This is a genomic window from Hydrogenophaga intermedia, from assembly GCF_023715105.1.
Classification (GTDB): Bacteria; Pseudomonadota; Gammaproteobacteria; order Burkholderiales; family Burkholderiaceae_C; genus Hydrogenophaga; species Hydrogenophaga intermedia_A.
On the sequence record NZ_JAMBNO010000006.1, the window covers coordinates 84,654 to 107,489 of the forward strand.

Sequence of the window (22,836 nt, forward strand, 5' to 3'; positions counted from 1 at the left end):
ATCGGAACAGGCGAACTCTTCTTCCCATGCATGCAGCACTTTTCAGGGGAGCGGCAGCGACGGCGATGGCAGAGTTCGTGCCAGCTCTTGTCGTCACATGGCAGATGTTGAAGTCCAGTCCGCGCGGGAATCCATAGCCTTCCGTGAATTCGCTTGTCCGGTGTGGCGCCTGTCGATGAAATCCGGTCATCACCCGATCTGGAGGACGTCGCCATGCATCAACCGGTTGCAGAACCCACCGTATCCGTGCGGGCGCAGGTGGGCTACCTGGACGAATTCGCATCAAAGCCCGAGATCTACCTGTGTCAACCCCCCCGAGGCGTGGAAGCCGAGAACTGCTCGACCGATCTCCGCTGGGTCGACATCGAAGATGTGCGATCGCGCGATGTCACACCCACGCTCGAGGAGGACGGCTTCATGTTCATGCGCGATGGGCTGCCAGCCATCGACTTCCACGACCCGGATCTGGTCAAAGCCCGCTACTACCCACGGGTTGCGCAGCTGGCACTGCAAGCCACCGGCGGACAGTCAGCGTTCGTCTTCGATCATCTGGTGCGCCAACGCGATCCAGGCGTGGATCTTCACCGTTTCGGCCAGCGTGGCGCGGAGGTCAAGGTAGGCGCCCTGGGTCGTGTCCACAACGACTACAGCGAAGAGTCCGGCAGACGGCGTCTGGCGTTGGTCATGGATAGCCTTCGGCTGGAGCAGCGCCCCAGGCGCTATTGCATCGTGAACCTTTGGCGCTCCATCGGCGGCGTGATCGAGGACTCGCCACTGGCCTTCTGTGCGGCGCCGTCGGTATCGACCCAGGATCTGGTGCCCGCAAAGCTGCACTACGGACACCGTATCGGCGAGATTTACCTGCTCCGCTTCAATCCGGCCCACCGATGGCAGTACCTCGACGCGATGGACACGCACGACGTGGCTGTTTTCAAGCAGTTCGATTCCCGTGTCAGCGGCGTCTCGAGGTTTATCCCCCATTCGGCGTTTGACCTGCCTCAGGCAAGGAGCGCCAGATCGCGCAGACGCAGTGTCGAGGCGCGTGTACTGGTTGTCATGGAGTGAAAGCGAGTCATTGACGATGAAAACACTGGAAATCTGGTTCGAGTTCGGCAGCAACTACAGCTACCTGAGCGTGCAAAGGGTGGGCGAGCTCGCCCGATCGCGCGGCGTGCCGCTGAAATGGGAGCCCTTTCTGCTGGGGCCCATCTTCAAGTCGTTCGGTTGGGACACTTCCCCGTTCGTGCTGCAGGAGCAGAAGGGCCGCTACATGTGGCGCGACATGGAGCGCCAGTGCGAGAAGTACGGACTGCCCTGGAAGCGTCCGACGAGCTTTCCACGCCGGGCGCTGCTGCCCATGCGCGTAGCGGTCCTCGGCAAGGACTCGGTGTGGATCGAGGCCTTCTCTCGACGGATGATGGCCTTGAATTTTGTCGAGGACCAGGAAATCGATTCGGTGGAAACAGTGTCGCGTGCGCTTGTGGAACTGGGCCTGGACGCCAATGCGATCATCGAACAAGCGCAAGAATCACAGAACAAGGAGCGTTTGAAGGAGCAAACGCAGCGCGCCCAGGCACTGGGCGTCTTCGGTGGTCCCACCTTCTTCGTGGCAGGCGAGATGTTCTGGGGCAACGACCGCCTGGACGAAGCCATCGAGTGGGCCGCCAGGGCCTAGCTCATGGCCGGGAGAACAGCTCGTTAAACTGTTTTCCCGTCATTGCGCTTCGGGTCTGGTGGAAGGTCCCCGGACCCTGAAGCTCGCTGGCGGCTGCCATCATGGCCGAATAGGCAACCCGTGCGAACGAGCCGCCGGTGCTGACGCGGCGCACACCGAGTCTCTCCAGGGTTGTGACGTCGAGCGTCGACCCCGCGAAACCCAGCATCACGCTGACCGGCTTGCTGACCGCGGCGACCACGCAACGCACTTGCTCCTCCGTCTTGATCCACGGCGCAAAAAGCACGTCGGCACCGGCTTTCTCATAGGCCTGCAAGCGCAAGAGCGTGTCGTCCATCGAGGCATCGGGCTGCGTGAAGCACTCCGCCCGGGCGGTGAGCACGAAAGGGTGATCCAGTGTGCGTTTGGCTTCCACGGCGGCTTGCACGCGTTCCACGGCAAGCGACAGTGGCATCAAGGGTGCACCCGGGTCGCTGCCCGAATCCTGGATCGATGCGCCGACGATGCCGCAGGCGGCCGCCCGCTGCAGATTGCGGTACACGGCTTCAGGCGAGTCGGCGTACATCGCTTCCAGGTCAGCCGAGACCGGCAGGCTGGTGGAGGCGCACAGCTCTCGAAGGTGGCCCAGCACCTGCTCAAAGGACGGCGTTCCATCCGGCATGCCCTGGGAGAAGGCGAACCCGGCGCTGGTGCTGGCCAGGGCCTCGAAGCCCAGCTTCTCCAGCAGGACGGCGGATCCTTTGTCCCAAGGGTTGGGCATGAGAAAGATCTTCTGATTTGCGTGAAGATCGCGAAACGCCTCGCCGCGTTGGTGCTGTGTCCTGGTCATGGTGGCAAGCCGCAGGCGCGGTCAGGGTTGAACGATAGCTTCGCAGGATCTCTCGGCGTGCAGCCGCGCGTGAGCACTCTTCAGCCGCTGCACCCCTTCTCGAATCCGTTCGGTTGCGTTGGTGACGAAGCTCAGCCGCAGCTCGCTGGCGCCGAGGTTGCCTTGCGCGTAGAAGGCGTTGCCCGGCACGAACATGACGTTGTCACGCAAGGCTTCGGTCAACAGAGCTCGGGTATGGGTCCCATCGTTGAACCGCGCCCACAGGAACATGCCACCCGCGGCTTCGCCGATCGTCATCTGATCGCCAAACGCGTCCTCCAGCGCCTCTCGCATCACACGGTAGCGACTTTCGTAGGTGACGCGCATGCGCTCCACTGCCGCGTCCATGAGACCCGACTGCAGGTAGGCTGCTGCGATCTCCTGTACCAGCGACGAGGTGTGCAGATCCATCGCCTGCTTGATGCGTATGCAGGCGTCAAGAACGCTGGCGGGTGCCATCATCCAGCCGATGCGAAGCCCGGGGGCCATGCATTTGGACAATGTGGACAAGTAGGCCACCCAACCATGCGCGCCGGGTTGATGACTGGCCAACTGATGGAGGGACGGCAAGGCGGGTGTTGCGGGAAAACGCAACTCGCCGTAGGGGTCGTCCTCAATGACGAAGACTTTTTTGTCGGCAGCCCATTGCAACAGCTTGATCCGGGCTTCCAAGGGCATTTGAGCGCCGCACGGGTTGCTGAACGTGGGCACGACGTACAACAGCTTGGGGCGCGCCTGACTGCTCACCAGTGCGTCCACATCCATGCCGCACGACGTGGTGGGAACCGTCAGAAAGCGCGGACGTGTCAACTCGAGGGCGTTGACGGCTGCGAGGTAGGTGGGCGACTCGATGGCGACCAGATCCCCTGGATTGACCAAGGCGCGAGCCAGCAGATCCAGCCCCTGCTGTGACCCCGTGGTGATCAACAGGTCGTCGAGCAAGGTGGGCACGCCGCGCCGGCGCATGAGTTCGGCCACGGCGGCCCGCAGATTCGGTTGTCCTTCGGTGGCCCCGTACTGCAATCCCCGCCGCAATGATCGACTCTGAATCAGGTCAATGGCCTGGTTGATACCGGCCAGATCGAAGAGATCCGCATCGGGCAATCCCCCGGCAAAGGAAATCATGCCCTCGCGTGAGGCGTGGTGCAGCAGGTCCCGGACGTCGGATCGCCTGGCGGAGGTGGCCACCAACGAGAGTCCTTCGAACTTGCCTGCATCCATCGCTTCTCCTTGTGGAGATCGATATGTAGGTCAATGGTGTACCGAGCGCATGAAATGTGGTCCCCGACGTGTGTGCACGAATCGTGCGTGCGGCTGCAGGCCCATGCGGTACTTCGGCGATCGATCAACTTCTCCGTTCCCGACCATGGAAACGTCGCCCACCCCGATCGAGCCCGATGCGCTTGATCCTCTCTATCGGACCGACCTCAAACAGATCATTGAGGCCATGCCGGCTGCGCGTCATCTCGGTGTTGTGGTGACGGGATTTGACAAGGCAGGCCGCTCCCGGGTTGAGCTGACCATACGTCGGGAGCACACGTTCAACGGACGCACGGTCCAGGCCGGCATCGTCGGCGCGCTGGCTGACTTTGCGGGTGTCAGCGCATCTGCTGCCGTGCTGGGCGAGGGCTGGATGGCGAGCACGACCGGCTTCGAGTTGCACAACCTCGCACCGGCCAACGGCAGTCGCCTGATCGCCATAGGGCGACCCCTGACTGCCAATCGAACACACGGTGTGGCCACCGTGACGGTTTTTTCCGTGGGTGCGCAGGACGATCCCATCGTGGTGGCCCATGCCACCACGATCTGCCGGCCGTTTCGACTCAGCCAGGGTGGGTGACTGAGGTCTCCTCGACCGGGGCAGGGTGCGCAGCACCGGGGACGTTCGAAAGCAGGTCGTTCCAGCGCGCCTGTGCCGTCACCACCGAGGCGTGCTTCACATGCCCGAAGCCCCGGATTGATTCAGGCACGTTGGCGATCTTCACCCAGTGGTGGTAGTTGTCGCTGGTCAACGCGTCGAGGCCGCGTTCGACAATTTCTCGATATCGGTCGACCAGGCCACGCTCCATGCGGCGTTCGGCTGTCCAGCCAAAGGGGTCGAGCCGCGTGCCGCGCAGGAAGCGCAAGGCGGTGAGCACGCGCATGGCCGGGAACATCCAGCTGCCGTACTCCTGCTTGATGGGGTTGCCGTCGGCATCGCGCTTGGCGAACAGAGGCGGCGCCAGGTTGAGCTTGACCTTGAAGTCACCTTCGAATTTGGCGTCGATCTTGTCCCAGAAGTCGGCAGCGGTGTACAGCCGGGCCACTTCGTATTCGTCCTTGTAAGCCATCAGCTTGAAAAGGTTGCGGGCGACCGCACGCGTCAGTGCCTGATCGGCCGACACGCCGAGCGCCACGTCCCGCTGCCGCACCCTGTCGACCAGGTCGAGGTAATGGCGCGCATAGGCCTCGTTCTGGTAGTCGGTCAGCTCGGTGACCCGAAGATCGATCGTCTGCTGCAGGGTGCGGCGCGGAAGCACCTTGATGACTGACTGCTGGTTGACTTGCTCCTGAATGCTCTGCAGGTGCACGGCGGCGGCGCGCCCCCAGCGGAAGGCTTCGAGGTTCTTGTCGATCGCCACGCCGTTGAGTTCGATCGCGCGCTCAATGGATGCGGAGGTGAGGGGAACCAGGCCTCTCTGGAATGCGAAGCCGACCATGAACAGGTTGCTGCCGATGGAGTCGCCCAGGATGGCGAGGGCCAGTCGGGTGGCGTCGACAAAGTCCACCTTCTCACCCACCGCTTGCGTGATGAGCTGCCTGACCGTCTGCTCGGGGAAGGCCCAGTCGGGGTTCTTCGTGAACTGGCCTGTGGGTTGCTGGTGGGTGTTCACCAGGGCGTGCGTTCGGCCGTGGTGCATCTTGGAGACCACCTCTTTCGATCCCGCTGTGAGCATGTCGCAACCGAGGATGAGATCGGCCTCGCCAGTGGGAATGCGCTGCGCCATGATGGCCTCGGCGCTTCGGGCCAGCCGCACGTGTGAAGTCACGGCGCCGTTCTTCTGGGACATGCCCGTCATGTCCAGGATGGACGCGGCCTTGCTCTCGAGGTGGGCGGCCATGCCCAGCAGGGCGCCGATGGTGATGACGCCTGTACCGCCGATGCCCGTCACCATGATGTTGTAGGCCGCATCGCACGGAGGCAAGGTTGGCTCCGGCAGCGACTGCAGCATCGCGGCGAGATCCAGCCTGGCCTTGCCGGGCTTTCGCAGCTTGCCCCCCTCGATGGTGACGAAGCTCGGGCAGAAGCCTTTCTGGCAGGAGAAGTCCTTGTTGCAGTTCGAGTCGTCGATGCGCCGCTTGCGGCCGAACTCGGTTTCCAGCGGCAATAGTGACACGCAGTTCGACTGCTGGCCGCAATCGCCGCAACCTTCGCACACCGCCTCGTGGATGTGCAGGTGCTTGGCCGGCGTGGGATAGCTTCCTTTTTTGCGCCGACGGCGCTTCTCGGCGGCGCAGGTCTGGTCGTAGATGATGACCGACGTGCCCTGTACCTCGCGCAACTCCTTCTGAACGCGTTCCAGCTCCGAGCGGTCGTGCACGGTGACGGAGGGAGCCAGCCCGAATCGGTTGGCGTAACGGGTCACATCCTCGGTGACCACGGCAATGCGCCGCACACCTTCGGCATGAACCTGTTGGGCAATCATGGGAACGGTGACCACGCCATCGTGTGGCTGGCCTCCCGTCATGGCCACGGCATCGTTGTAGAGGATTTTGTAGGTGATGTTCGTCTTGGCAGCGACGGCGGCGCGGATGGCCAGAAGGCCGGAATGGAAGTACGTGCCATCGCCCAGGTTGGCGAACACGTGCTTGACCTGGGAGAAGTGGTGCTGGCCGATCCAGGTGGCACCTTCCCCGCCCATGTGGGTGGTGGTCTTGTTGCCCTCGGGGTAGATCGTGGTGGCCATGATGTGGCAACCGATTCCAGCCAGCGCGACTGAACCTTCTGGCACCTTGGTGGAGGTGTTGTGCGGGCAGCCCGAGCAGTAGTAGGCCGGCCTCGGGGGCGTCTTGTTGGCCTGTCCGAGCAAGGCCTCCTTGCTGCGGATCAGCTCCAGGCGGCGATCGATCGCGTCGCTGGAATGGAACCGACGGATCCGCGAAGCGATGACGGCGGCCACCTGGGCGACAGTGAAGTCGGCCTTGGGGGTGAGCAGCCATTCCCCGCGCGGATGCACCCATTCGCCCTGATCGTCGAACTTGCCGATCACCCGTGGGCGCACGTCGTCGCGCCAGTTGTAGAGCTGCTCCTTGAGTTGGTACTCGACCAGTTGACGCTTCTCTTCGACGACCAGGATCTCCTCGAGGCCGACCGCAAACTCGCGAACGCTGTCGGGCTCCAGCGGCCAGGGCATGGCCACCTTGAAAAGTCGCACGCCGATCTGATTCAGGCGCTCCTCGGTGAGGCCCAGTTCCTGAAGAGCCTCCAGCACGTCGCTGTAGGCTTTGCCCGATGCCACGATGCCCAGCCGATCGCGATCGGAACGTATCGTGGTGCGGTTGAGCCGGTTGGCACGACAGTAAGCCAGGGCCGCGTAGATCTTGTGATCGTGCATCAACGCTTCCTGCGCCCGGGCAACGATGCCCAGCGTCTCTGTCCACAGGCGCGAATGCAGGCCACCCGGTGGCATTTCGACGTCGGTTGGCAGGACGATCTTCGTTGCGAACGGATCGGCACCCACCGAACCGCTGGACTCGACCGTGTCGGCGATCGCCTTGAATCCAACGAAACAGCCGGAATAGCGCGACATGGCCCAACCGTGAAGGCCGAGCTCGATGAACTCATGCACGTTGGCCGGGTAGAGCACAGGCACCATGCTGGCGGCAAAGACGTGTTCGCTCTGGTGTGGCAGCGTCGAGGAGTAGCCGCCGTGGTCATCGCCCGCCACCAGCAGAACGCCACCCTTGGAGCTTGAGCCGGCGTGGTTCGCATGCTTGAGGACGTCGATCGAGCGGTCGACGCCCGGTCCCTTGGCGTACCAGAGGCTGAAAACCCCGTCGTAGAGGCTTGGACCCACCTGGTCGATGTGCTGACTGCCCCAGACGCTTGTCAACGCCAGATCCTCGTTCACACCTGGCTGGAACTTGATCTTGTTTGCCTCCAGGTGCTTCGACGCTTTCCAGAGGGTTTCATCCAGGCCCCCGATTGGTGATCCGCGGTAGCCCGACACGAAGCCCGCGGTGTTCAAACCCTCGGCCTCGTCCCGCCACTTCTGCACGAACAGCAGCCGCACGAGGGCTTGAATGCCACTCAAGTAGACGGCTCCGCTGCGCGCGGTGTACTTGTCGTCGAGGGTGACCTCGCGCAACTTGCATTCGTGGGCCAGCGCGTCTTTGGCGCGCGCGATGTCGTTCATCATGGAGTGGACGTCCAAAATTGTGTTCTGGGTCAACACCGCGGCCTGCATGCGGGTAGGCGTGCATCGGGTGCCATCTGCTGCACTGATGCAGCGGTGATCAACCCGCTGCAAGCGCGTGGGGGATGGTCTCAGAAGGCTGCAGCGCCTGGGGGCATGCAGCCATGAAAGGCGCGACTCGATCAGCCAAGACTTTGCGAACGACGGAGCCGACCAACGCGGTACACCTGCACCGCCACCCGAGCGACGACGCAGACGAGAACGTCCTGCTCGGGCTGCCATGCCCACCAGGCGCCGCGTGTTCGCGTTGCGGCGCGGAGAGTTCAGTGACCGAGCGGATCCGATCGCCCTACAACAACCAGTCCATCAGCTTCAAGCTGTTGCATCACTTCGTCGTCGTTTGCGAGGCCAGCTCGCTCAGCCGGGCGGCGCATGTGCTCAATGTCTGCCAGTCCAACCTCACCCTGCAGATGTCGGACCTGGAGCGACGCATGGGTGTGCAGTTGATGCACCGATCCTGGAGGGGCGTTGATTTGACCGAGGCCGGACAGATCCTTCTGCCCGAGGCCCGCAGCATCCTGCGCCGGTTCGACAAGATCAAACTGCAGGTTCAACAGGCACATCTGCATGGGCGCGTCGATCTGGCGTGCGCCAGCTTTGCGGTGCCGGATTACCCGGCGGTTCCGCAGGCGGTGCGCATGCTGCGACGCAACGACGCGCGCTTCGAGGTCAAGCTGCTGGAGTTGCCCAGCAGTGCGCAGCCGATGGCCCTGGAGAACGGGCAGGTGCAGATGGCTGTCATGCTGGGCAAGCTGCCAAACATCCAGTTCCGCTTGACCAGGCTGCGCGAGTCCCGGATCGTTCTGCTGGTCAGCACAGGTCATGCGCTGACGCGCGCCGGCGGCCCCGTTTCGCTAAGAGATCTGGGCGGTGAGATGTTCTGGATGGTGGATCGGGTTGTCGAGCCCGTCTTGCATCACGTGACCACCCGCGCGTTGGTCGACGCAGAGGTGCCGAACGCGATGATGAGATCCGCAGGTGGCCTGAAGGACGTGATTGCCCAGGTGGCTACGGGCAGTGGTATTGCTTTGGTGCCTGATTGCCTGCGTGGACTGGACGGTAGCGGGGTGTTGACCTGCGTGGACCTTGAGGAGTCACTTGCCATCGACGTCGTCGCGGTGCACAGGGGCTTGAAGGCCAACAAGGGAACCAAGGAGTTGCTGAACTGCCTTGCAGCGGCGAACGCGCATGGCAGCGATGCGTCAACCACCACTCAGACTTGAACCGTGCTTGTGCTGAACGCACGGAAATTCGAGGCGAATGCCCGTCGAGGCGAGATACTGGTCGTTTTGTGACTTTGACTCGTATCGCGCATGGACTCGCCTCACGCTTCCGATCACCACCCTCAAGCTGTGCAGCAAGGCGTGCACGAGGCGGGCGGTTTCTCCGCGGAGTTCCAGCGGCTGAGGGCGGGCAGCGTGCTCTGCTGGTTGGCCACCATTGATGCGCACGGTATGCCCAACGTGTCGCCCAAGGAGATCTTCTGCTGCCACGGTGAGCGCGAACTCCTGATAGCCAACATTGCCTCGCCGCAAAGTGTGCGCAACATCAAGGCTCATCCGAATGTCTGTGTGAGCTTCGTCGACGTCCTGATTCAGAAGGGGTTCAAGGTCAAGGGCGCCGCGGTGATCGTGGAGCCCGTTCATCCCCGGTTCGGCGAGCTTGAGTTTCCCTTGCATCAGATCACCCGCGGCGCCTTCCCCATCCATTCGGTGATCTGCGTGCAGGTATTGAGCACGGAGCCGATCGTGGCACCGAGTTACCGTCTCGTGCCCGGCACCACGGAAGAGTCGCAGGCGCGTGCCGCACAGGCAAGCTACCGTTGGCCCAGGCTGTAGCCTGAGCGGGCCAGCCAGGCGACAAGGCGGCCAACGCGACTCAAAGGTGGATGGCGATGGTCGAAAAGGCCAGCAGGGCGCCCATGCTGCGGTTGAACAGCCGTGCATTGCGATCGTCCCCGAGCCAGCGCTTGAGGGCAACGCCCCCGAACATCCAGATGGCACAAGCCAACGTCGCCGCGACGGCGAAGGTCAGTGCGATGGCGAGTGAACGCTCGGCAACCGTTCCCGGGAGGGCGCTGCCGTAGCTGGCGGCCGCGCTTGCGCTCACCACCCAGGATTTCGGGTTCACCCACTGGAACGCCAGCGACTTCCAGAAGCCGATGACCTCACTCTGATCGTCCTGGCGCACGGCCGGCGCGTTGGCCACCTTCCAGGCCAGCCACAGCAGGAAGGCGGTACCGAGCCACTTGAGCGTATCCAGCAAGATGGGGTGGGTGGCAATGACGCCACCCAAGCCGGCAACTGCCGCCCCCATCATGAGGGCCATGCCGGCGACGACGCCGAACAGGCACCACATGCCCCGAACGAGCCCGCCTTGCGCGCCGGCCGTCATCACCAGCATGTTGCTTGGACCGGGTGTGACGGCGGCGGTGAATCCGAATACGAAGAAGGCGACCAGTTCCGGGTGCGACATGAACCGAGGAAGTCAAATGGCAGTTGTCGCTGGTATAGCTCGCGCATTGAACTGATGCGTGAAAAGAATGACTTCGCCGAGCACCAATCTGCACAGCAGTGGTTGTGATGATCGCTTCGTACGAAGGCTGGGAGGCTAGTCCAATTGACGTCCAACCTCAGAGGCGATTGCCAGGAAGGTCGAAATCAAGGGTGCGTGGCGCCGCTCCTGTCGGCAGATGAAGCACACATGCGTGGCCATGTCCGTGTCGTTGATGCGCAGCTTCACCAACCTCGGATCGGGAACGTATGCCGTCTCGGCCACCACGCCCAGGCCCAGGCCCTGTGCGACCGCCTCGCGGACCGACTCGCGGCTGCCCATCTCCAGCGCGATCTGCACCCGCACGCCGCGCTCGCGCAGCTCGTTCTCGAACACCCGGCGGGTGGTTGAGCCTTCTTCCCGGATCACGAAACGTTGGCCTTCAAGCGCCTTCAAGGGCAGTTGCGTCCGTTGCGCCAGCGGGTGTTCCACATGCGCGAACACCACCAGCCGTTGTGTGCGAAAGGGCAGGCTGTGCAGATCGGGGTGCTCGGCATGGTTGAGCACGACACCGATGTCGCCCTGGTAGTCGAGGATCTTGCCGGTGATGGTGCGTGAGTCGCCCACGCCGACCGCGAGGTTGACCTGCGGGTGGCGCCTGGCAAACGCCTTGAGCACGGGCACCACGTTGTACGGACCGATGGCGTGCACCACCAGGCGCCCGGCGTAGTGATTGCGCGCGGCGTTGAGGAGGGCGAGCGCGTCGTCCTCGCCGCTGAAGGTGCGGCGTGTGTGGTCCAGCAGCGTGCGGCCGAAGGCGGTGAGTTCCAGCCGGCGGCCGCGGCGGTGGAACAGTTCAACGCCGTACTCGCCCTCCAGGCGTTGGATGTGCGCGGACACCGTGGGTTGCTGCAGCGCCAGCGCGCGCGCGGCCGCCGTCATGCTGCCCGCGCGCGCGGTGGCGTCGAAGGCCTTCAGGGCGGCAAGCAGGCTCAGTCCGGACATCGATGGCACCTATGGATGCCCGCATTTTTCCGGGTGAAAGTTTCATACAGGTGACACCTCGCGTCGGGACACTGCGGCCATGCATCAACGAGGACGCGGTCATGTCGGCACTCCAGCGTGAATCCCTGCTGAAACTCCAAGGCGTCTCGGTCACCTATGCGGACGGTCACCGGGCGCTGCAGCCCACCGATCTTGCGGTGGCGCGCGGTGAGTTCCTGGTGCTGCTGGGCGCGTCCGGCGCGGGCAAGTCCACCCTGCTGCGAAGCATCAACGGGCTGGTGCGGCCCGATGGCGGCCGCATCGAGGTGGACGGCCTGCCGGGCGGTGCGGTGTCGGCGCGCAACCTGCGCGAGCACCGGCGCCGCTGCGCCATGGTGTTCCAGCAGCACCACCTGATCGGACGGCAGACCGTGTTGGCCAACGTGCTGATGGGCAAGCTCGCCAGCCGCGGCTCGCTCACGTCCTTGTGGCCCTGGAGCCGGGCCGACAAGCTACAGGCGCTGGCGGTGATCGACCGCGTCGGTCTGCTGGACAAGGCACTCGCGCGCGCGGACACGCTCTCCGGTGGGCAGCAGCAGCGCGTGGGCATCGCGCGCGCGCTGGTGCAAGGGCCAAGCCTGCTGCTCGCCGATGAGCCGGTGGCCAGCCTCGACCCGGCCACCGCGCAGGGTGTGCTCACGCTGCTGCACGACATCTGCAAGAAGGACCACCTCACCGCCGTCGTGAGCCTGCACCAGGTGAACCTGGCGCGCCTTTTCGCCGACCGCATCGTCGGCATGCGTCAAGGCCAGTTGGTCTTTGAAGGGTTGCCCGCCCAGCTCACGAAAGACGTCGAGTCGGCGCTGTACGCGCGCGCGGGAACCACGTCAGCCAACCATCCACCCGAGGCCGTCGCGCCCACCCTGGCCCATGCCTGATTCATCCCGTCCACCCCACGAAGGAGCTACCGCCATGTTGAACCGCCGACAACTCTCTCGCCTGGTCGCCCTGACCTCGTTTGCCGCTCTGCTGCCGCTGTGGGCCCAGGCCCAGGGCAAGGACCCGGCCCGCCTGCGGGTGGCGCTGCTGCCCGACGAGAACGCGGCCAGCATCATCCAGAACGCGCAGCCGCTCAAGCGTTACCTCGAGCGGACGCTGAAGAAAGACGTCGAGATCACGGTGACCACCGACTACTCCTCGATGATCGAAGCCATGCGCTTCGGCCGCATCGAGGTGGCGTACTTCGGCCCGTTCTCCTACGTGCTGGCCAAGTCCAAGGCACCCACCATCGAGCCGTTCGCGGTGGGCGTGGAGCGCGGCTCGCCGACCTACCAGTCGGTGCTGATCGCCACCGCCGGTGGCCCGGTGAAGACGCTGGCCGATGTGCGCGGCAAGCCCTTCGGTTTCGGAGACCAGGCCTCCACGTCGAGCCACCTGGCGCCGCGGGCGCACCTGCTCAAGAAATACCAGCTCGACGGCGAGAAGGACTACCGCCCGGTGCACCTGGGCACGCACGACGCGGTGGCCCGCGCGGTGCAGGCCGGGCAGGTTCCGGCCGGTGCCCTGTCCAAGCCCATCCTGGACAACCTGATTTCGCGCGGCACCGTGGACGCCTCGAAGATCGTGCAGCTCGATCTGTCGGCACCGATTCCGAACTACCCGATCGTGATGCAGGCCGACCTCAAGCCCGAACTCAAGCAGGCCATCCGCGCGGCCTTTCTCGACATGAAGGACGCCGAGGTTCTCAAGGCCTTCCGCGTGCAGGGCTTTGCCGCCACCGACGACGCGGCCTATGACGTGCTGCGCGAGACCGCCACCGTGCTCAAGCTCGATCTGGGGCGCATGCAATGACGGCACTGGCACTTGACGCCATCGTCGCGCTGGACCACCAGCGCCGGCTGCGCCGCCTGACGGGTGTGGCGGCGGTGCTGCTGGTGTGCGCGCTGGCCCTGCACGTCACCGGCTTCTTCGACGCCCAGCGCTTCATGGAAGGCGCACCGGCCATCCGGCAACTGGCCTCGGAGATGGTGCCGCCGAACTTTGCGCGCTGGGAGCACTGGGTGATTCCGCTGCGCGACACGCTGGCGATGTCGATCGCGGGCACCGCGCTCACCATCGTGGTGTCGCTGCCGCTGGCGCTGCTGGCCGCGCCCAACACCGCGCCGAATGCGGTGGTGGGGCGCCTGGCGCGCACGGTGCTGGCGGCGTTCCGTTCGGTGCCCGAAATCATCCTGGGCATCCTGTTCGTGGCCGCGGTGGGCTTCGGCGCCCTGCCGGGCGTGCTGGCACTGGCCCTGCATTCCACCGGCATGGTGGCCAAGTTCTACGCCGAGGCGATCGAGCATGTCGACCTCAAGCCGCTGGAGGCCGCCACCGCGGCCGGCGCCAGCCGCCTGCAGGTGATCACGCACGCGGTGCTGCCGCAGGTGCTGCCGCAACTGGCCGACATCACCATCTACCGTTGGGAATACCACTTCCGTGCGTCGGCCGTGATGGGCATCGTGGGGGCGGGTGGCATCGGCTTCGAGCTGATGGCCGCATTGCGCCTGGTCAAGTACGACGAGGTGTCGGCCATCCTGTTGTCCATCCTGGCCTGCGTGCTGGTGGTCGACGGCATCGGTTCGGCGCTGCGCAAACGCCTGAAATGATGACGCACAACACCATGCCGAAGATCGTGGTCACCCAACCCGTGCACGCCGAGGTGCTGCAGACCCTGCAAGCCGCCGGTGAGGTGGTGATGAACCCCGGGCCCGAGCCCTGGAGCGACGCCGAGCGCCAGCGGCACCTGGCCGATGCCGAGGCCATGATGGCCTTCATGACCGACCGCGTGGACCAGGACACGCTGCTCAACGCGCCCCGGTTGCGCACCATCGCCTGCGCGCTCAAGGGCTACGACAACTTCGATCTCGCCGCGTGTGCCGCGGCCGGCGTGAGCGTGAGCTTCGTGCCCGACCTGCTCACCGAGCCCACGGCCGAACTTGCGGTGGGCCTGGCCATCGCCGCAGCGCGCCATGTGTTGCCCGGCGACAACGTCGTGCGCACCGGCTACGCGGGCTGGCGACCTACGCTCTATGGCACCGGCCTGCACGGTTCGGTCGTGGCGGTGGTGGGGCTCGGTGCGGTGGGTCGAGCGATCGTGGATCGGCTCTCGGGCTTTGGCTGCGCCGAGATGCTTGGGGTCGACCCGCAGCACGAAGACCCACGCGTACAGCGCGTGGGACTCGATGAGGCCTTGGCCCGCGCCGACTACATCCTGCTGGCCACACCGCTCACACCCGCTTCACATCACCTGATCGACGATGCAGCGCTGGCGCGGGTGCGCCCTGGCCTGATCCTGGTCAACATCGGACGCGGCTCGGTGGTTGATGAAGCCGCGGTGTCTCGAGCGCTTCACAACGGTCACCTGGGCGCCTACGCCGCCGATGTCTACGAAATGGAAGACTGGCTGTTGCCCGCGCGACCACGTGCGGTGCACCCCGGCCTCATCGGCCATGCCCGCACCGTGCTCACGCCGCACCTCGGTTCGGCCGTGCAGCGCGTGAGGTTGGCCATCGAATTGCGGGCAGCGGACAACATGATTCGCGCGCTGCGAGGCGAGGCGTTGACGCACCTGGCAATCGCTCTTACCTAGTGCTCGCTCATAGCGCTTGTCCTACGCGCCACAGCACGCCGGACGGATCCCAGAACACGAAATCGATCATTCCCCAGGGCTGCTGCGTCAAGGAGCCGACACGCACACCGTAGTAGCGTTGCAGCGTGTCGCGTGCCATGTGTTGGTGCCAGGCATCAACATCAGGGACGAGAAGGTGCAGCATGAGGTTGTCGGCGAGGCCGGGGTCGTAGAAGTCCTGCAGGAGGAATGCGCATCCCTGGAGCTTCAAGTAGGCGACGCCCTCTCCTGCGGAGGAGGCTGTGAAGCCCACTTCCTGGTAGAAGCGCAGCGACAGATCGAAGTCCCTGGCGGGCACGAATGCTTTCAGTTCGATGGCCTGCAGTGCCGCCATGCGCGCTCCTTTGGATGCCTGTGGGCTATGGATTGTTGTCGACCAGTGCGTCGAAATCGTCCAGGAATTGCTTGCGCACCAACAGACCCATCGGTACGCCGTAGGCGCGTTGACCCACGCTCACCCTGGCGAACACAAGGTCTCGGTCACCCTGGGTTGCCCAACCCACGAACCACCCGATGGGTTCGTTCTTGTCTGCAACCCAGGCGCGCGAGTAGGTCCAGGTCGACCCCGTTTTGCCCGAGACAGCCCAGCCAGCGTCGGTTCGAAATCTGGGAATGATGGCTTTCGCTGCCTGCTGGGCGCGGGCGGACACGGGGAGCTCTTCGCGCACCAGTTTGCGCAGGAACGTGGTCTGCTCACGGGCCGATATGGCCAGTGACCCGCCGATCCACGCCGAGTCCGTTCCGGGCCGGCCGATGATGCCGGCGGAGGCATCCTTGTTGCCGTAGGCGAACTTCAGAACGTACTGTTCCAGGCGGGCACGCCCCAACGTGCGGGTCAATTCGCGCGAGTACCAGACAAGGGAATGTTGCTGCCAACTGGTGGGCGTGCCGAGCCGAACGCCCACCAATTGGCCGGGTACCGCCTCGGGCAGTTCCCAAAGCGGGTTCATCGAATCGACCAGGATGCCGGCATCGAAACCCATGACTGCCAGTGAAACTTTGAAGGTCGATGCCGGGCTGTGACGCCTGTCGCAATCGCCCGATACGTGAATCGGCTTGCCTGTGTCGACATCGACCACCAGTGTGCATGCCGGCTCGGGCGCAGTCTCGGTTTGCGCCCAGGCTGGCCCGGACAGCGCGAGTGCCAACGCGGTGAACAGCAGCGACCTTCGCGGCGCGAGCGGGCAGGGCAGGGGTCGGGTCTTGTTTCCGTGGCGGCGGCAATGGAATGGGCGTGGCACTGGTCTGGACATGGCGGGGATCTAGCTGGTGGCCAACGCAGGCTGGCGCCGCGTGGCAGAAGACGAGGGCGTTGGGGCGCTTCTGGCAGGTCGTTCACTCGACGCGAGTCGGCGAAACGCCCCGTGAAGTGCGTTCTCCCTCGAGACCGACGGGTTGGCGCCGAAGTGCTTGCGCCAGGCGCGTCGCAGGTGCTGGGTGGACGAGAAGCCCGAAAGTTCGGCCACCCGCTGAAGCGACATGACGGGATGGTTCTGCAGGACGTCGACGGCGCGAGCGAGCCGCTTGCGCTGGAGGTAGTCGAAGACCCCGCAGCCGAGCGCCTCCCGGAACAGGCGCTGAAGATGCCGCTCGCTCACATAGACAGAGTTAGCCAGGGTGCAGGTTGTCCACGGGAAGGTGGGGTTCCGGGCCAAGAGGTCGTCCACGCGCTGTAGCGCGGGATGCGCCGCTGGTATGGGTGGCGTGCGCGCGCGAGGCTCGTTCAGGGGCTCTTCGGCAAGTCGCAGCAGGTTCTTCGTCACACGCGAGACCGCGCTGCGATGGCCGAGCGCATCCAGCACCGAGAGTGCGGCGTCGGCCGCAGTAAGCATGCCCGCGCAAGTCAGAAGGTTGCCGTCTCGCAGGACGGCCTCGGAGGCGATCCAGTCGGTCATGGGGAACTGACAGCGCAGCGCCGCCAGCAGCGACTGGCTGACCGTGGCCTTGCGACCGTTCAGGAAACCGTGCGCGGCCAGAAAGCGCACACCGCCGCCCACCCCGCACACGAGCGAGCCGGCCAGCAATGCCTCGTTGACGTAGCGTGCGGCTTGCACCTCCAGGGGGTCGATCGCATCGAGCGACCAGAGCTCGCCGGCGCAGACGAAGAGGGCGGTGGGTATGCCTGGTGTTCGAAGTGCAGGCGCCAGGCCCGCCATGGGTGAATCGCCCATGTCCAGGCACTGGACTTGAAGCTCGACGCCGGCTCGAACCGCTTCGCCCAGCGCCTCCAGGATGGTGACCTTCTCCAGCAGCCTGTGACCGGGCAGCGTCACCACAACGGCAGTTGCCTGCCTGCGGCCGATATCCATGGATGCCTACTTTCTCGACATGCTTGAAGCGACGATCCCGGGGGAATCGCCGTCAGATGCGAGCAAGTCTCCATGTTGCGCTGCGCAACGGCTTGAATTGCGCAGCCTGCCGCTGCTCGAATTTTCAGAGTTGCGACGTTGCGCGGGCGGTCACTCGCCGAGATAGGCTTCCTTCACGCGCTGGTCGGCCGCCAGCGCGTTGGCGTCGCCGAACAGGGTGATGGTGCCACTGCTCATCACATAGCCCCTGTCCGCGATGTCGAGCGCCAGTGCTGCGTTCTGCTCCACCAGCAGCACCGTGACACCGCTCCTGTGCACCTGCTCGACCACCCGAAAGATCGTGTCGACCATGATGGGCGACAAGCCCATGGAGGGTTCGTCGAGCAGCAGCACCCGGGGGTGACACATCAAGGCACGGGCCAGCGCAAGCATCTGCTGCTCTCCGCCCGACATCGTGCCCGCCAGCTGGTGGGCACGCTCCTTGAGGCGGGGGAAGGTGGTGAACATGCGTTCGATATCGGCCTGCACCTGAACCGGGGTGCTGCGCGCGGGGTAGCTGCCGATCTGCAGGTTCTCCAGGACCGTCATGCGTGTCAGGATGCCTCGACCCTCCGGCACGAGCGACAAGCCCTGCTGCACGCGCTGATGTGGCTTGAGGTGGCCGATCTCTTCGCCGAACAGTTTGATGCTCAGGGTGGTCGAGGGCACCACACCCATGATGGCGCCCATGGTGGACGTCTTGCCGGCACCGTTCGATCCGATGAGGCAGACCATCTCGCCGCTCTGTACGGCGAGCGATACCCGGCGAACCGCCCGCACGCCGTCATAGGAAACCGAGAGGTCCGTGATCTCGAGTGCGGTGCTCATGCGGTGGGCTCCAGATGGGCCTTGCCCAGGTAGGCTTGAATGAATTCGGGGTGGGCGCGAACCTGCTCCGGTTTGCCGCAGACGATCTCCCGCCCTCGGTCGAGTGCGGTGATCTGGTCGCACAGGCCCATCACGAGCTTCACGTCGTGCTCGATCAGCAGGATGGAGATGCCGTCGTTGCGGATCTGCTCCAGCAGGCGGCGCAGCGTGGCTTTCTCCGATGGATTCATGCCCGCGGCCGGCTCGTCCAGCGCCAGCAGCTTGGGCTCCGTGGCCAGCGCGCGCGCGATCTCCAGGCGGCGTTGATCGCCGTAGGAGAGGGTCCGTGCCACCTTGTCGGCGAGGTGTTCCACACCCACGTAGGCGAGCAGGGCGCGGGCCTTGTTCCGGATGGCCGCCTCGCTTGCCTTGAAGGCTTGGGTGGCCAGCACGGTTTGCATCAGCGAGCTTCGGGAACGAATGTGCCGCCCGACCATCACGTTCTCCAGGGCCGTCATCGACCCGAACAGGCGGATGTTCTGGAAGGTTCGCGCGATGCCGGCGTCCGTGACCTGGTGGACCGAGCGTGGGGAATACGGCCTGCCGTCCAGCATGAAGCTGCCGCTGTCCGGAGGGTACAAGCCGGTGATGACGTTGAAGAAGGTGGTCTTGCCGGCGCCGTTGGGGCCGATCAGGCCGTAGATCTGCCCTGCGTTGATGCGCAGGCCGACATCGGACAAGGCCTGCAGGCCGCCGAAGCGTTTGTTGACGCCGCGGACGTCGAGGAGCGGATGGGTTGATGGGGTCATGGGAGGGGTCCCGTCAGCCGGCCTTGGCGTTGAGCGTGACGAACTCGGGCTGTACCGGCTCATCCGGGGTGGACGAAATGGCCGAAGCCCGACGGGCGGGCCGTGCGACGCTGGACACGAGGCCACTGGGGCGCCAGAGCATGATGACCACCATGGCCAGGCCGTACAGCAGCTGGCGGGCCACCTCGGCATCGATCACCGCGTTGCCCGGGCCAAGGATGGCCTCTTGGAACGGGATGACGACCAGGCGCAGGGCTTCGGGAATGGCCGCCAGCATGGCCGCGCCGATCACCACCCCCCACACATTGCCAAGGCCACCCAGAACCACCATGGCGAGCACGACGATGGATTCGAACAAGGTGAAGGACTCGGGGCTCACGAAGCCCTGGAAAGCCGCAAACAGGCTACCCGAAACGCCCCCGAAGACCGCGCCCGCCGAGAAGGCCAGCAGTTTCATGTTGCGGGTATTGATGCCCATGGCCTTGGCGGCGATCTCATCCTCCCGGATCGCCATCCAGGCACGTCCGATGCGCGAATCGATCAGGCGAAAGCAGATGAGGATGGCCACTGCCGTGATCGCGAGCAGCACGTAGTAGTGCGCGACGACCGAGCTGACCTGGATTCCCCAGAAATCGACCACGCCGCGCTCACCAGCGAGCGAGACACCGAAGACGGAGATAGGGTCGATCTGGGAGATGCCCTGGGGCCCGTTCGTGATGTTGAGCGGAGCATTGAGGTTGTTCAGGAAGATGCGGATGATCTCGCCGAAGCCCAGCGTGACGATGGCCAGGTAGTCCCCCCGCAGCTTGAGTGTGGGCGCGCCCAGCAGGATGCCGAAGATCCCCGCCACCAGACCTGCCAGCGGAATGCTCGCCCACAGCGGAACATGCAGCCCGTTCGGCGCGATGGCTGCGATCCACGCGAACTGTTCTGCCAGATGCGGCGACGCCAGCAGCGCATACAGGTAGGCGCCCACGGCGTAGAAGGCGATGAAGCCCAGGTCCAGAAGGCCAGTGAACCCAACGACGATGTTGAGGCCCAATGCCAGCAGGATGTAGAGCAGCGCGAAATCCAGAATGCGCACCCAGGCACCGCCACCGGTTCCGATGATGGGTGGCAGGATCAGCAGGGCGAGAACAAGAATCACATGGGCAGGCTTGACGGCTCTCATGGCGCGCTCCGGGGAAGTCGGGTTTCGGAATCAGGCGCGGTCGGCAACCCGCTCGCCCATCAGGCCGGTCGGCCTCAGGGTCAGCACCGCAATCAGCACCACGAACGCGAAGATGTCCTGGTAGTGGCTGCCCAGGAAATCGTTGGTCAGCGGGCCGATGTAGCCCGCACCGAGGCTTTCCACCAGCCCGAGGATGAGACCGCCGAACATCGCGCCGTAGACGTTGCCGATACCGCCAAGCACCGCGGCCGTGAACGCCTTGAGCCCCGGAATGAAGCCCATGTAGAAGTGCACGAGCGAGTAATTGGCTGCCAGCATGACGCCGGTCAGACCCGCCAGGCCTGCGCCAATGCCGAAGGCCAGCAGCACCACCTTGTTGGTGTCGATGCCGAGCAGCGCGGCCACCTTGGGGTTCTCCGAGGTCGCGCGCATCATGCGGCCGACCTGTGTTTTCTCGATCAGCAAGGCCAGACAGACCATGCAGACAAGCGAGAGCACCAGGATGATGATCTGCGTGACGCTGATGACGAGGCCGTGGAACTCGATGGGCTCCTGCGGTACCAGCGAGGGGAACTCGTGGTAATTGCGGCCGAAGAACACCATGACAATCGTCTGTAGCGTGAGCGAGACGCCAATGGCGGTGATCAAGGGCGCAAGGCGCGGGGCGTTGCGCAGCGGCCGATAAGCCACGCGTTCGATGATCAGGCTCAGCGGCACACAGACCACCACGGCCGCCACCACCGAAAGCGCCAGTACCAGCGGTCCGGGCATACCGGGAAACAGCGTCATCAGAACCTTGGCGGCGAGCAACGCTGCCATGGCACCCACCATCACGATGTCACCGTGAGCAAAGTTGATGAGTTGCAGGATGCCGTAGACCATCGTGTAACCCAGGGCGACCAGCGAGTAGATGCCGCCGACGATGAGGCCGTTGATGATCTGTTGAAGAAACTCGGTCATGGGGTTCGCGCCGGGGTTGAAACGACAAGACTCGCCTTGCCCCGAACAAGGGGGCTGGACGAACGGATGGACGCGGGAGGCGCGAGCAGGCCGTGCGAGCGTTCGCAAAAATTCTGCGGCCGGCAATGCGGCGGACGCGCGCAGGAAGCGACGTCGAAGCTTCAAAACGCGACAAGTCGCGTGCCTGATGCATGGCGGCGCGGCACTTCGAGGGAGTCTCGGCTGGCGCCTTCGATCCAGCTTGTCGCGAATTGACGCCTGTGTGTCGCTTGTTTCAACGCAGGTCGATGCTGTGTTTCTTGATACTGGTTTTCCGGCGAATCAGTTGCCGTCAACCATGGAGAAACTCAGATGTTGCGAATCAAGACCTCGCTCCTGATCGGTGCGTGTGTTGGAGCCATTGCCACCAGCGCAAGTGCTCAGCAGGAAGTTGTGGTGCGTATCGGCATGGCAGCCCCCATGACCGGACCGCAAGCCCACTACGGCAAAGACAGCGAGCGCGGCGCGCAGCTGGCGATCGATGATCTCAATGCAAAGGGCGTGACGATCGGCGGCAAGAAGGTCCGCTGGCAGTTGATGCCCGAGGACGATGCGGCGGACCCGCGCCAAGCGACGGCGGTGGCCCAGAAGTACGTGGATATGAAGATCAACGGCGTCATTGGGCACCTGAACTCGGGCGCCACGCTGCCGGCCTCCAAGGTGTACAACGACGCCGGCATTCCGATGGTCACGCCGTCGGCGACGAACCCGAAGATCACGCAGCAAGGGTTCAAGTACGTGTTCCGCACCATCGGCAACGACGGCAGCATTGGCTCCGGCATTGCCAAGTACGTTCATGACACGCTGAAGTTCAAAAACGTCGCCATCATCGACGACCGCACGGCCTATGGGCAGGGCGTTGCCGATGAGTTCGAAAAAGCGCTGAAGGCAGCTGGCGGCAACGTGGTGGCACGGCAGTACACGAACGACAAGGCCACCGAGTTCTCCGCCATCCTAACCTCGATCCGCGCTCGCAAGCCCGACCTGATCTTTTATGGCGGCATGGACTCGCAGGGTGCACCTCTGTATCGCCAGATCCGCAAGCTCGGCATCAACTCGCCGCTGGCGGGTGGCGATGGCTTGTGCACGGCCGAAATGGTCAAGGTGTCCACCATCGGGCCCGATCGCAACATCTACTGTGGCGAGGCAGGCATCCAGCTTTCGCAGCTGAAGGGTGGGGCGGACTTCCAGAAGCGGTTCAATGACCGGTTCAAGGCAGACATCCTGCTCTATGCCCCCTATGTGTACGACGCCGTGATGGTGATGGCCGATGCCATGGTGCGCGCCGGATCGGCAGAGCCGGACAAGTACGTCGATGCGTTGGCCAAGGCAGACTACCAGGGCATCACAGCGCGCATCCGGTTCGATGCCAAGGGCGACCTGCAGAACGCCGCCATCACGCTGCAGACGTTTGAAAAGGGTGGACGCGCACCGGTCGGTGTGATCCAGTAAGGTGGTGGGTCAGGTCTGCGGTCGCCTGAACCGGGGCCTGGCCCGATTTGCCGCGTGGTGGTGCGTTTGCGCGTGCCCGGGTGGTATCTGATTCAACCCGTAAC

The 22,836-nt window shown here is 64.4% G+C and carries 22 protein-coding genes; 10 read left to right on the top strand and 12 right to left on the bottom strand.

Going from position 1 to position 22,836, the window contains the following annotated elements; genetic code table 11:
* Nucleotides 1–213: 213 nt before the first annotated feature.
* Both M3149_RS07135 and M3149_RS07140 read left to right on the top strand, forming a co-directional pair.
* The gene (locus M3149_RS07135) at nucleotides 214–1,065 is read left to right on the top strand and encodes a CmcJ/NvfI family oxidoreductase (RefSeq protein ID WP_251708646.1); all 852 of its coding nucleotides are present in this window, start codon (nucleotides 214–216) and stop codon (nucleotides 1,063–1,065) included.
* Nucleotides 1,066–1,081: 16 nt separating this feature from the next.
* Nucleotides 1,082–1,675, top strand: a complete 594-nt coding sequence (locus M3149_RS07140; RefSeq protein WP_251708647.1) for a 2-hydroxychromene-2-carboxylate isomerase — start codon at nucleotides 1,082–1,084, stop codon at nucleotides 1,673–1,675.
* Between the two features lies 1 nt (nucleotide 1,676).
* On the opposite strand, the gene M3149_RS07145 is transcribed toward M3149_RS07140, so the two are convergent.
* Nucleotides 1,677–2,504 (bottom strand): isocitrate lyase/PEP mutase family protein, encoded by an 828-nt coding sequence (locus tag M3149_RS07145; RefSeq protein WP_251708648.1) that lies wholly within the window; start codon nucleotides 2,502–2,504, stop codon nucleotides 1,677–1,679.
* Nucleotides 2,505–2,525: 21 nt separating this feature from the next.
* The gene (locus tag M3149_RS07150) at nucleotides 2,526–3,764 is read right to left on the bottom strand and encodes a PLP-dependent aminotransferase family protein (RefSeq protein ID WP_251708649.1); all 1,239 of its coding nucleotides are present in this window, start codon (nucleotides 3,762–3,764) and stop codon (nucleotides 2,526–2,528) included.
* A gap of 145 nt (nucleotides 3,765–3,909) precedes the next feature.
* On the opposite strand from M3149_RS07150, the gene M3149_RS07155 reads away from it, so the two are divergent.
* Nucleotides 3,910–4,383: a PaaI family thioesterase gene (locus M3149_RS07155; protein WP_251708650.1), complete on the top strand. Its 474-nt coding sequence runs from the start codon at nucleotides 3,910–3,912 to the stop codon at nucleotides 4,381–4,383.
* Here the strand turns inward: M3149_RS07155 and M3149_RS07160 are convergent.
* On the bottom strand, nucleotides 4,367–7,942 hold the full coding sequence (locus tag M3149_RS07160; RefSeq protein WP_251708651.1) for an indolepyruvate ferredoxin oxidoreductase family protein: 3,576 nt from the start codon (nucleotides 7,940–7,942) through the stop codon (nucleotides 4,367–4,369). The two genes, M3149_RS07155 and M3149_RS07160, sit on opposite strands and share 17 nt — an antisense overlap.
* Before the next feature lie 323 nt (nucleotides 7,943–8,265).
* On the opposite strand from M3149_RS07160, the gene M3149_RS07165 reads away from it, so the two are divergent.
* Nucleotides 8,266–9,222, top strand: coding sequence for a LysR family transcriptional regulator (locus M3149_RS07165; protein WP_251708652.1), 957 nt, complete (start codon nucleotides 8,266–8,268; stop codon nucleotides 9,220–9,222).
* Between the two features lie 90 nt (nucleotides 9,223–9,312).
* The gene (locus M3149_RS07170; RefSeq protein ID WP_251708653.1) at nucleotides 9,313–9,837 is read left to right on the top strand and encodes a pyridoxamine 5'-phosphate oxidase family protein; all 525 of its coding nucleotides are present in this window, start codon (nucleotides 9,313–9,315) and stop codon (nucleotides 9,835–9,837) included.
* Between the two features lie 40 nt (nucleotides 9,838–9,877).
* On the opposite strand, the gene M3149_RS07175 is transcribed toward M3149_RS07170, so the two are convergent.
* Both M3149_RS07175 and M3149_RS07180 read right to left on the bottom strand, forming a co-directional pair.
* Nucleotides 9,878–10,474, bottom strand: coding sequence for a LysE family translocator (locus M3149_RS07175; protein WP_251708654.1), 597 nt, complete (start codon nucleotides 10,472–10,474; stop codon nucleotides 9,878–9,880).
* A gap of 135 nt (nucleotides 10,475–10,609) precedes the next feature.
* On the bottom strand, nucleotides 10,610–11,497 hold the full coding sequence (locus M3149_RS07180; RefSeq protein WP_251708655.1) for a LysR substrate-binding domain-containing protein: 888 nt from the start codon (nucleotides 11,495–11,497) through the stop codon (nucleotides 10,610–10,612).
* A gap of 101 nt (nucleotides 11,498–11,598) precedes the next feature.
* On the opposite strand from M3149_RS07180, the gene phnC reads away from it, so the two are divergent.
* From phnC to M3149_RS07200, 4 genes are read left to right on the top strand one after another with little or no spacing between them, the layout of a single operon-like run.
* The gene (gene phnC, locus M3149_RS07185; protein ID WP_251708656.1) at nucleotides 11,599–12,414 is read left to right on the top strand and encodes a phosphonate ABC transporter ATP-binding protein; all 816 of its coding nucleotides are present in this window, start codon (nucleotides 11,599–11,601) and stop codon (nucleotides 12,412–12,414) included.
* 34 nt (nucleotides 12,415–12,448) lie between these two features.
* A complete protein-coding gene (gene phnD / locus M3149_RS07190) occupies nucleotides 12,449–13,327 on the top strand; it encodes a phosphate/phosphite/phosphonate ABC transporter substrate-binding protein (RefSeq protein WP_251708657.1) in 879 nt (292 codons plus the stop codon).
* Nucleotides 13,324–14,124 carry a phosphonate ABC transporter, permease protein PhnE gene (phnE, locus tag M3149_RS07195; protein WP_251708658.1) on the top strand — a complete coding sequence of 267 codons (801 nt, stop codon included), beginning with the start codon at nucleotides 13,324–13,326 and terminating at the stop codon, nucleotides 14,122–14,124. The genes phnD and phnE overlap by 4 nt, the downstream gene beginning before the upstream one ends.
* A gap of 14 nt (nucleotides 14,125–14,138) precedes the next feature.
* A complete protein-coding gene (locus M3149_RS07200) occupies nucleotides 14,139–15,107 on the top strand; it encodes an NAD(P)-dependent oxidoreductase (RefSeq protein ID WP_251708659.1) in 969 nt (322 codons plus the stop codon).
* A gap of 7 nt (nucleotides 15,108–15,114) precedes the next feature.
* On the opposite strand, the gene M3149_RS07205 is transcribed toward M3149_RS07200, so the two are convergent.
* The 7 genes from M3149_RS07205 to M3149_RS07235 all read right to left on the bottom strand — a co-directional run bounded on the left by M3149_RS07205 (nucleotide 15,115) and on the right by M3149_RS07235 (nucleotide 21,241).
* Nucleotides 15,115–15,480: a VOC family protein gene (locus M3149_RS07205; protein ID WP_251708660.1), complete on the bottom strand. Its 366-nt coding sequence runs from the start codon at nucleotides 15,478–15,480 to the stop codon at nucleotides 15,115–15,117.
* Between the two features lie 25 nt (nucleotides 15,481–15,505).
* The gene (locus M3149_RS07210; RefSeq protein WP_251708661.1) at nucleotides 15,506–16,294 is read right to left on the bottom strand and encodes a penicillin-binding transpeptidase domain-containing protein; all 789 of its coding nucleotides are present in this window, start codon (nucleotides 16,292–16,294) and stop codon (nucleotides 15,506–15,508) included.
* A gap of 114 nt (nucleotides 16,295–16,408) precedes the next feature.
* Nucleotides 16,409–17,455: a helix-turn-helix domain-containing protein gene (locus M3149_RS07215; protein ID WP_251708662.1), complete on the bottom strand. Its 1,047-nt coding sequence runs from the start codon at nucleotides 17,453–17,455 to the stop codon at nucleotides 16,409–16,411.
* 150 nt (nucleotides 17,456–17,605) lie between these two features.
* A complete protein-coding gene (locus tag M3149_RS07220) occupies nucleotides 17,606–18,322 on the bottom strand; it encodes an ABC transporter ATP-binding protein (protein WP_251708663.1) in 717 nt (238 codons plus the stop codon).
* Nucleotides 18,319–19,110, bottom strand: a complete 792-nt coding sequence (locus M3149_RS07225; protein WP_251708664.1) for an ABC transporter ATP-binding protein — start codon at nucleotides 19,108–19,110, stop codon at nucleotides 18,319–18,321. Before M3149_RS07225 ends, M3149_RS07220 begins: the two co-directional genes overlap by 4 nt.
* A gap of 13 nt (nucleotides 19,111–19,123) precedes the next feature.
* Nucleotides 19,124–20,281, bottom strand: coding sequence for an ABC transporter permease subunit (locus M3149_RS07230; RefSeq protein WP_251708665.1), 1,158 nt, complete (start codon nucleotides 20,279–20,281; stop codon nucleotides 19,124–19,126).
* Between the two features lie 30 nt (nucleotides 20,282–20,311).
* A complete protein-coding gene (locus M3149_RS07235) occupies nucleotides 20,312–21,241 on the bottom strand; it encodes a branched-chain amino acid ABC transporter permease (protein ID WP_251708666.1) in 930 nt (309 codons plus the stop codon).
* Between the two features lie 351 nt (nucleotides 21,242–21,592).
* On the opposite strand from M3149_RS07235, the gene M3149_RS07240 reads away from it, so the two are divergent.
* Nucleotides 21,593–22,732 carry a branched-chain amino acid ABC transporter substrate-binding protein gene (locus M3149_RS07240; RefSeq protein ID WP_251708667.1) on the top strand — a complete coding sequence of 380 codons (1,140 nt, stop codon included), beginning with the start codon at nucleotides 21,593–21,595 and terminating at the stop codon, nucleotides 22,730–22,732.
* The last annotated feature ends 104 nt before the right edge of the window (nucleotides 22,733–22,836 follow it).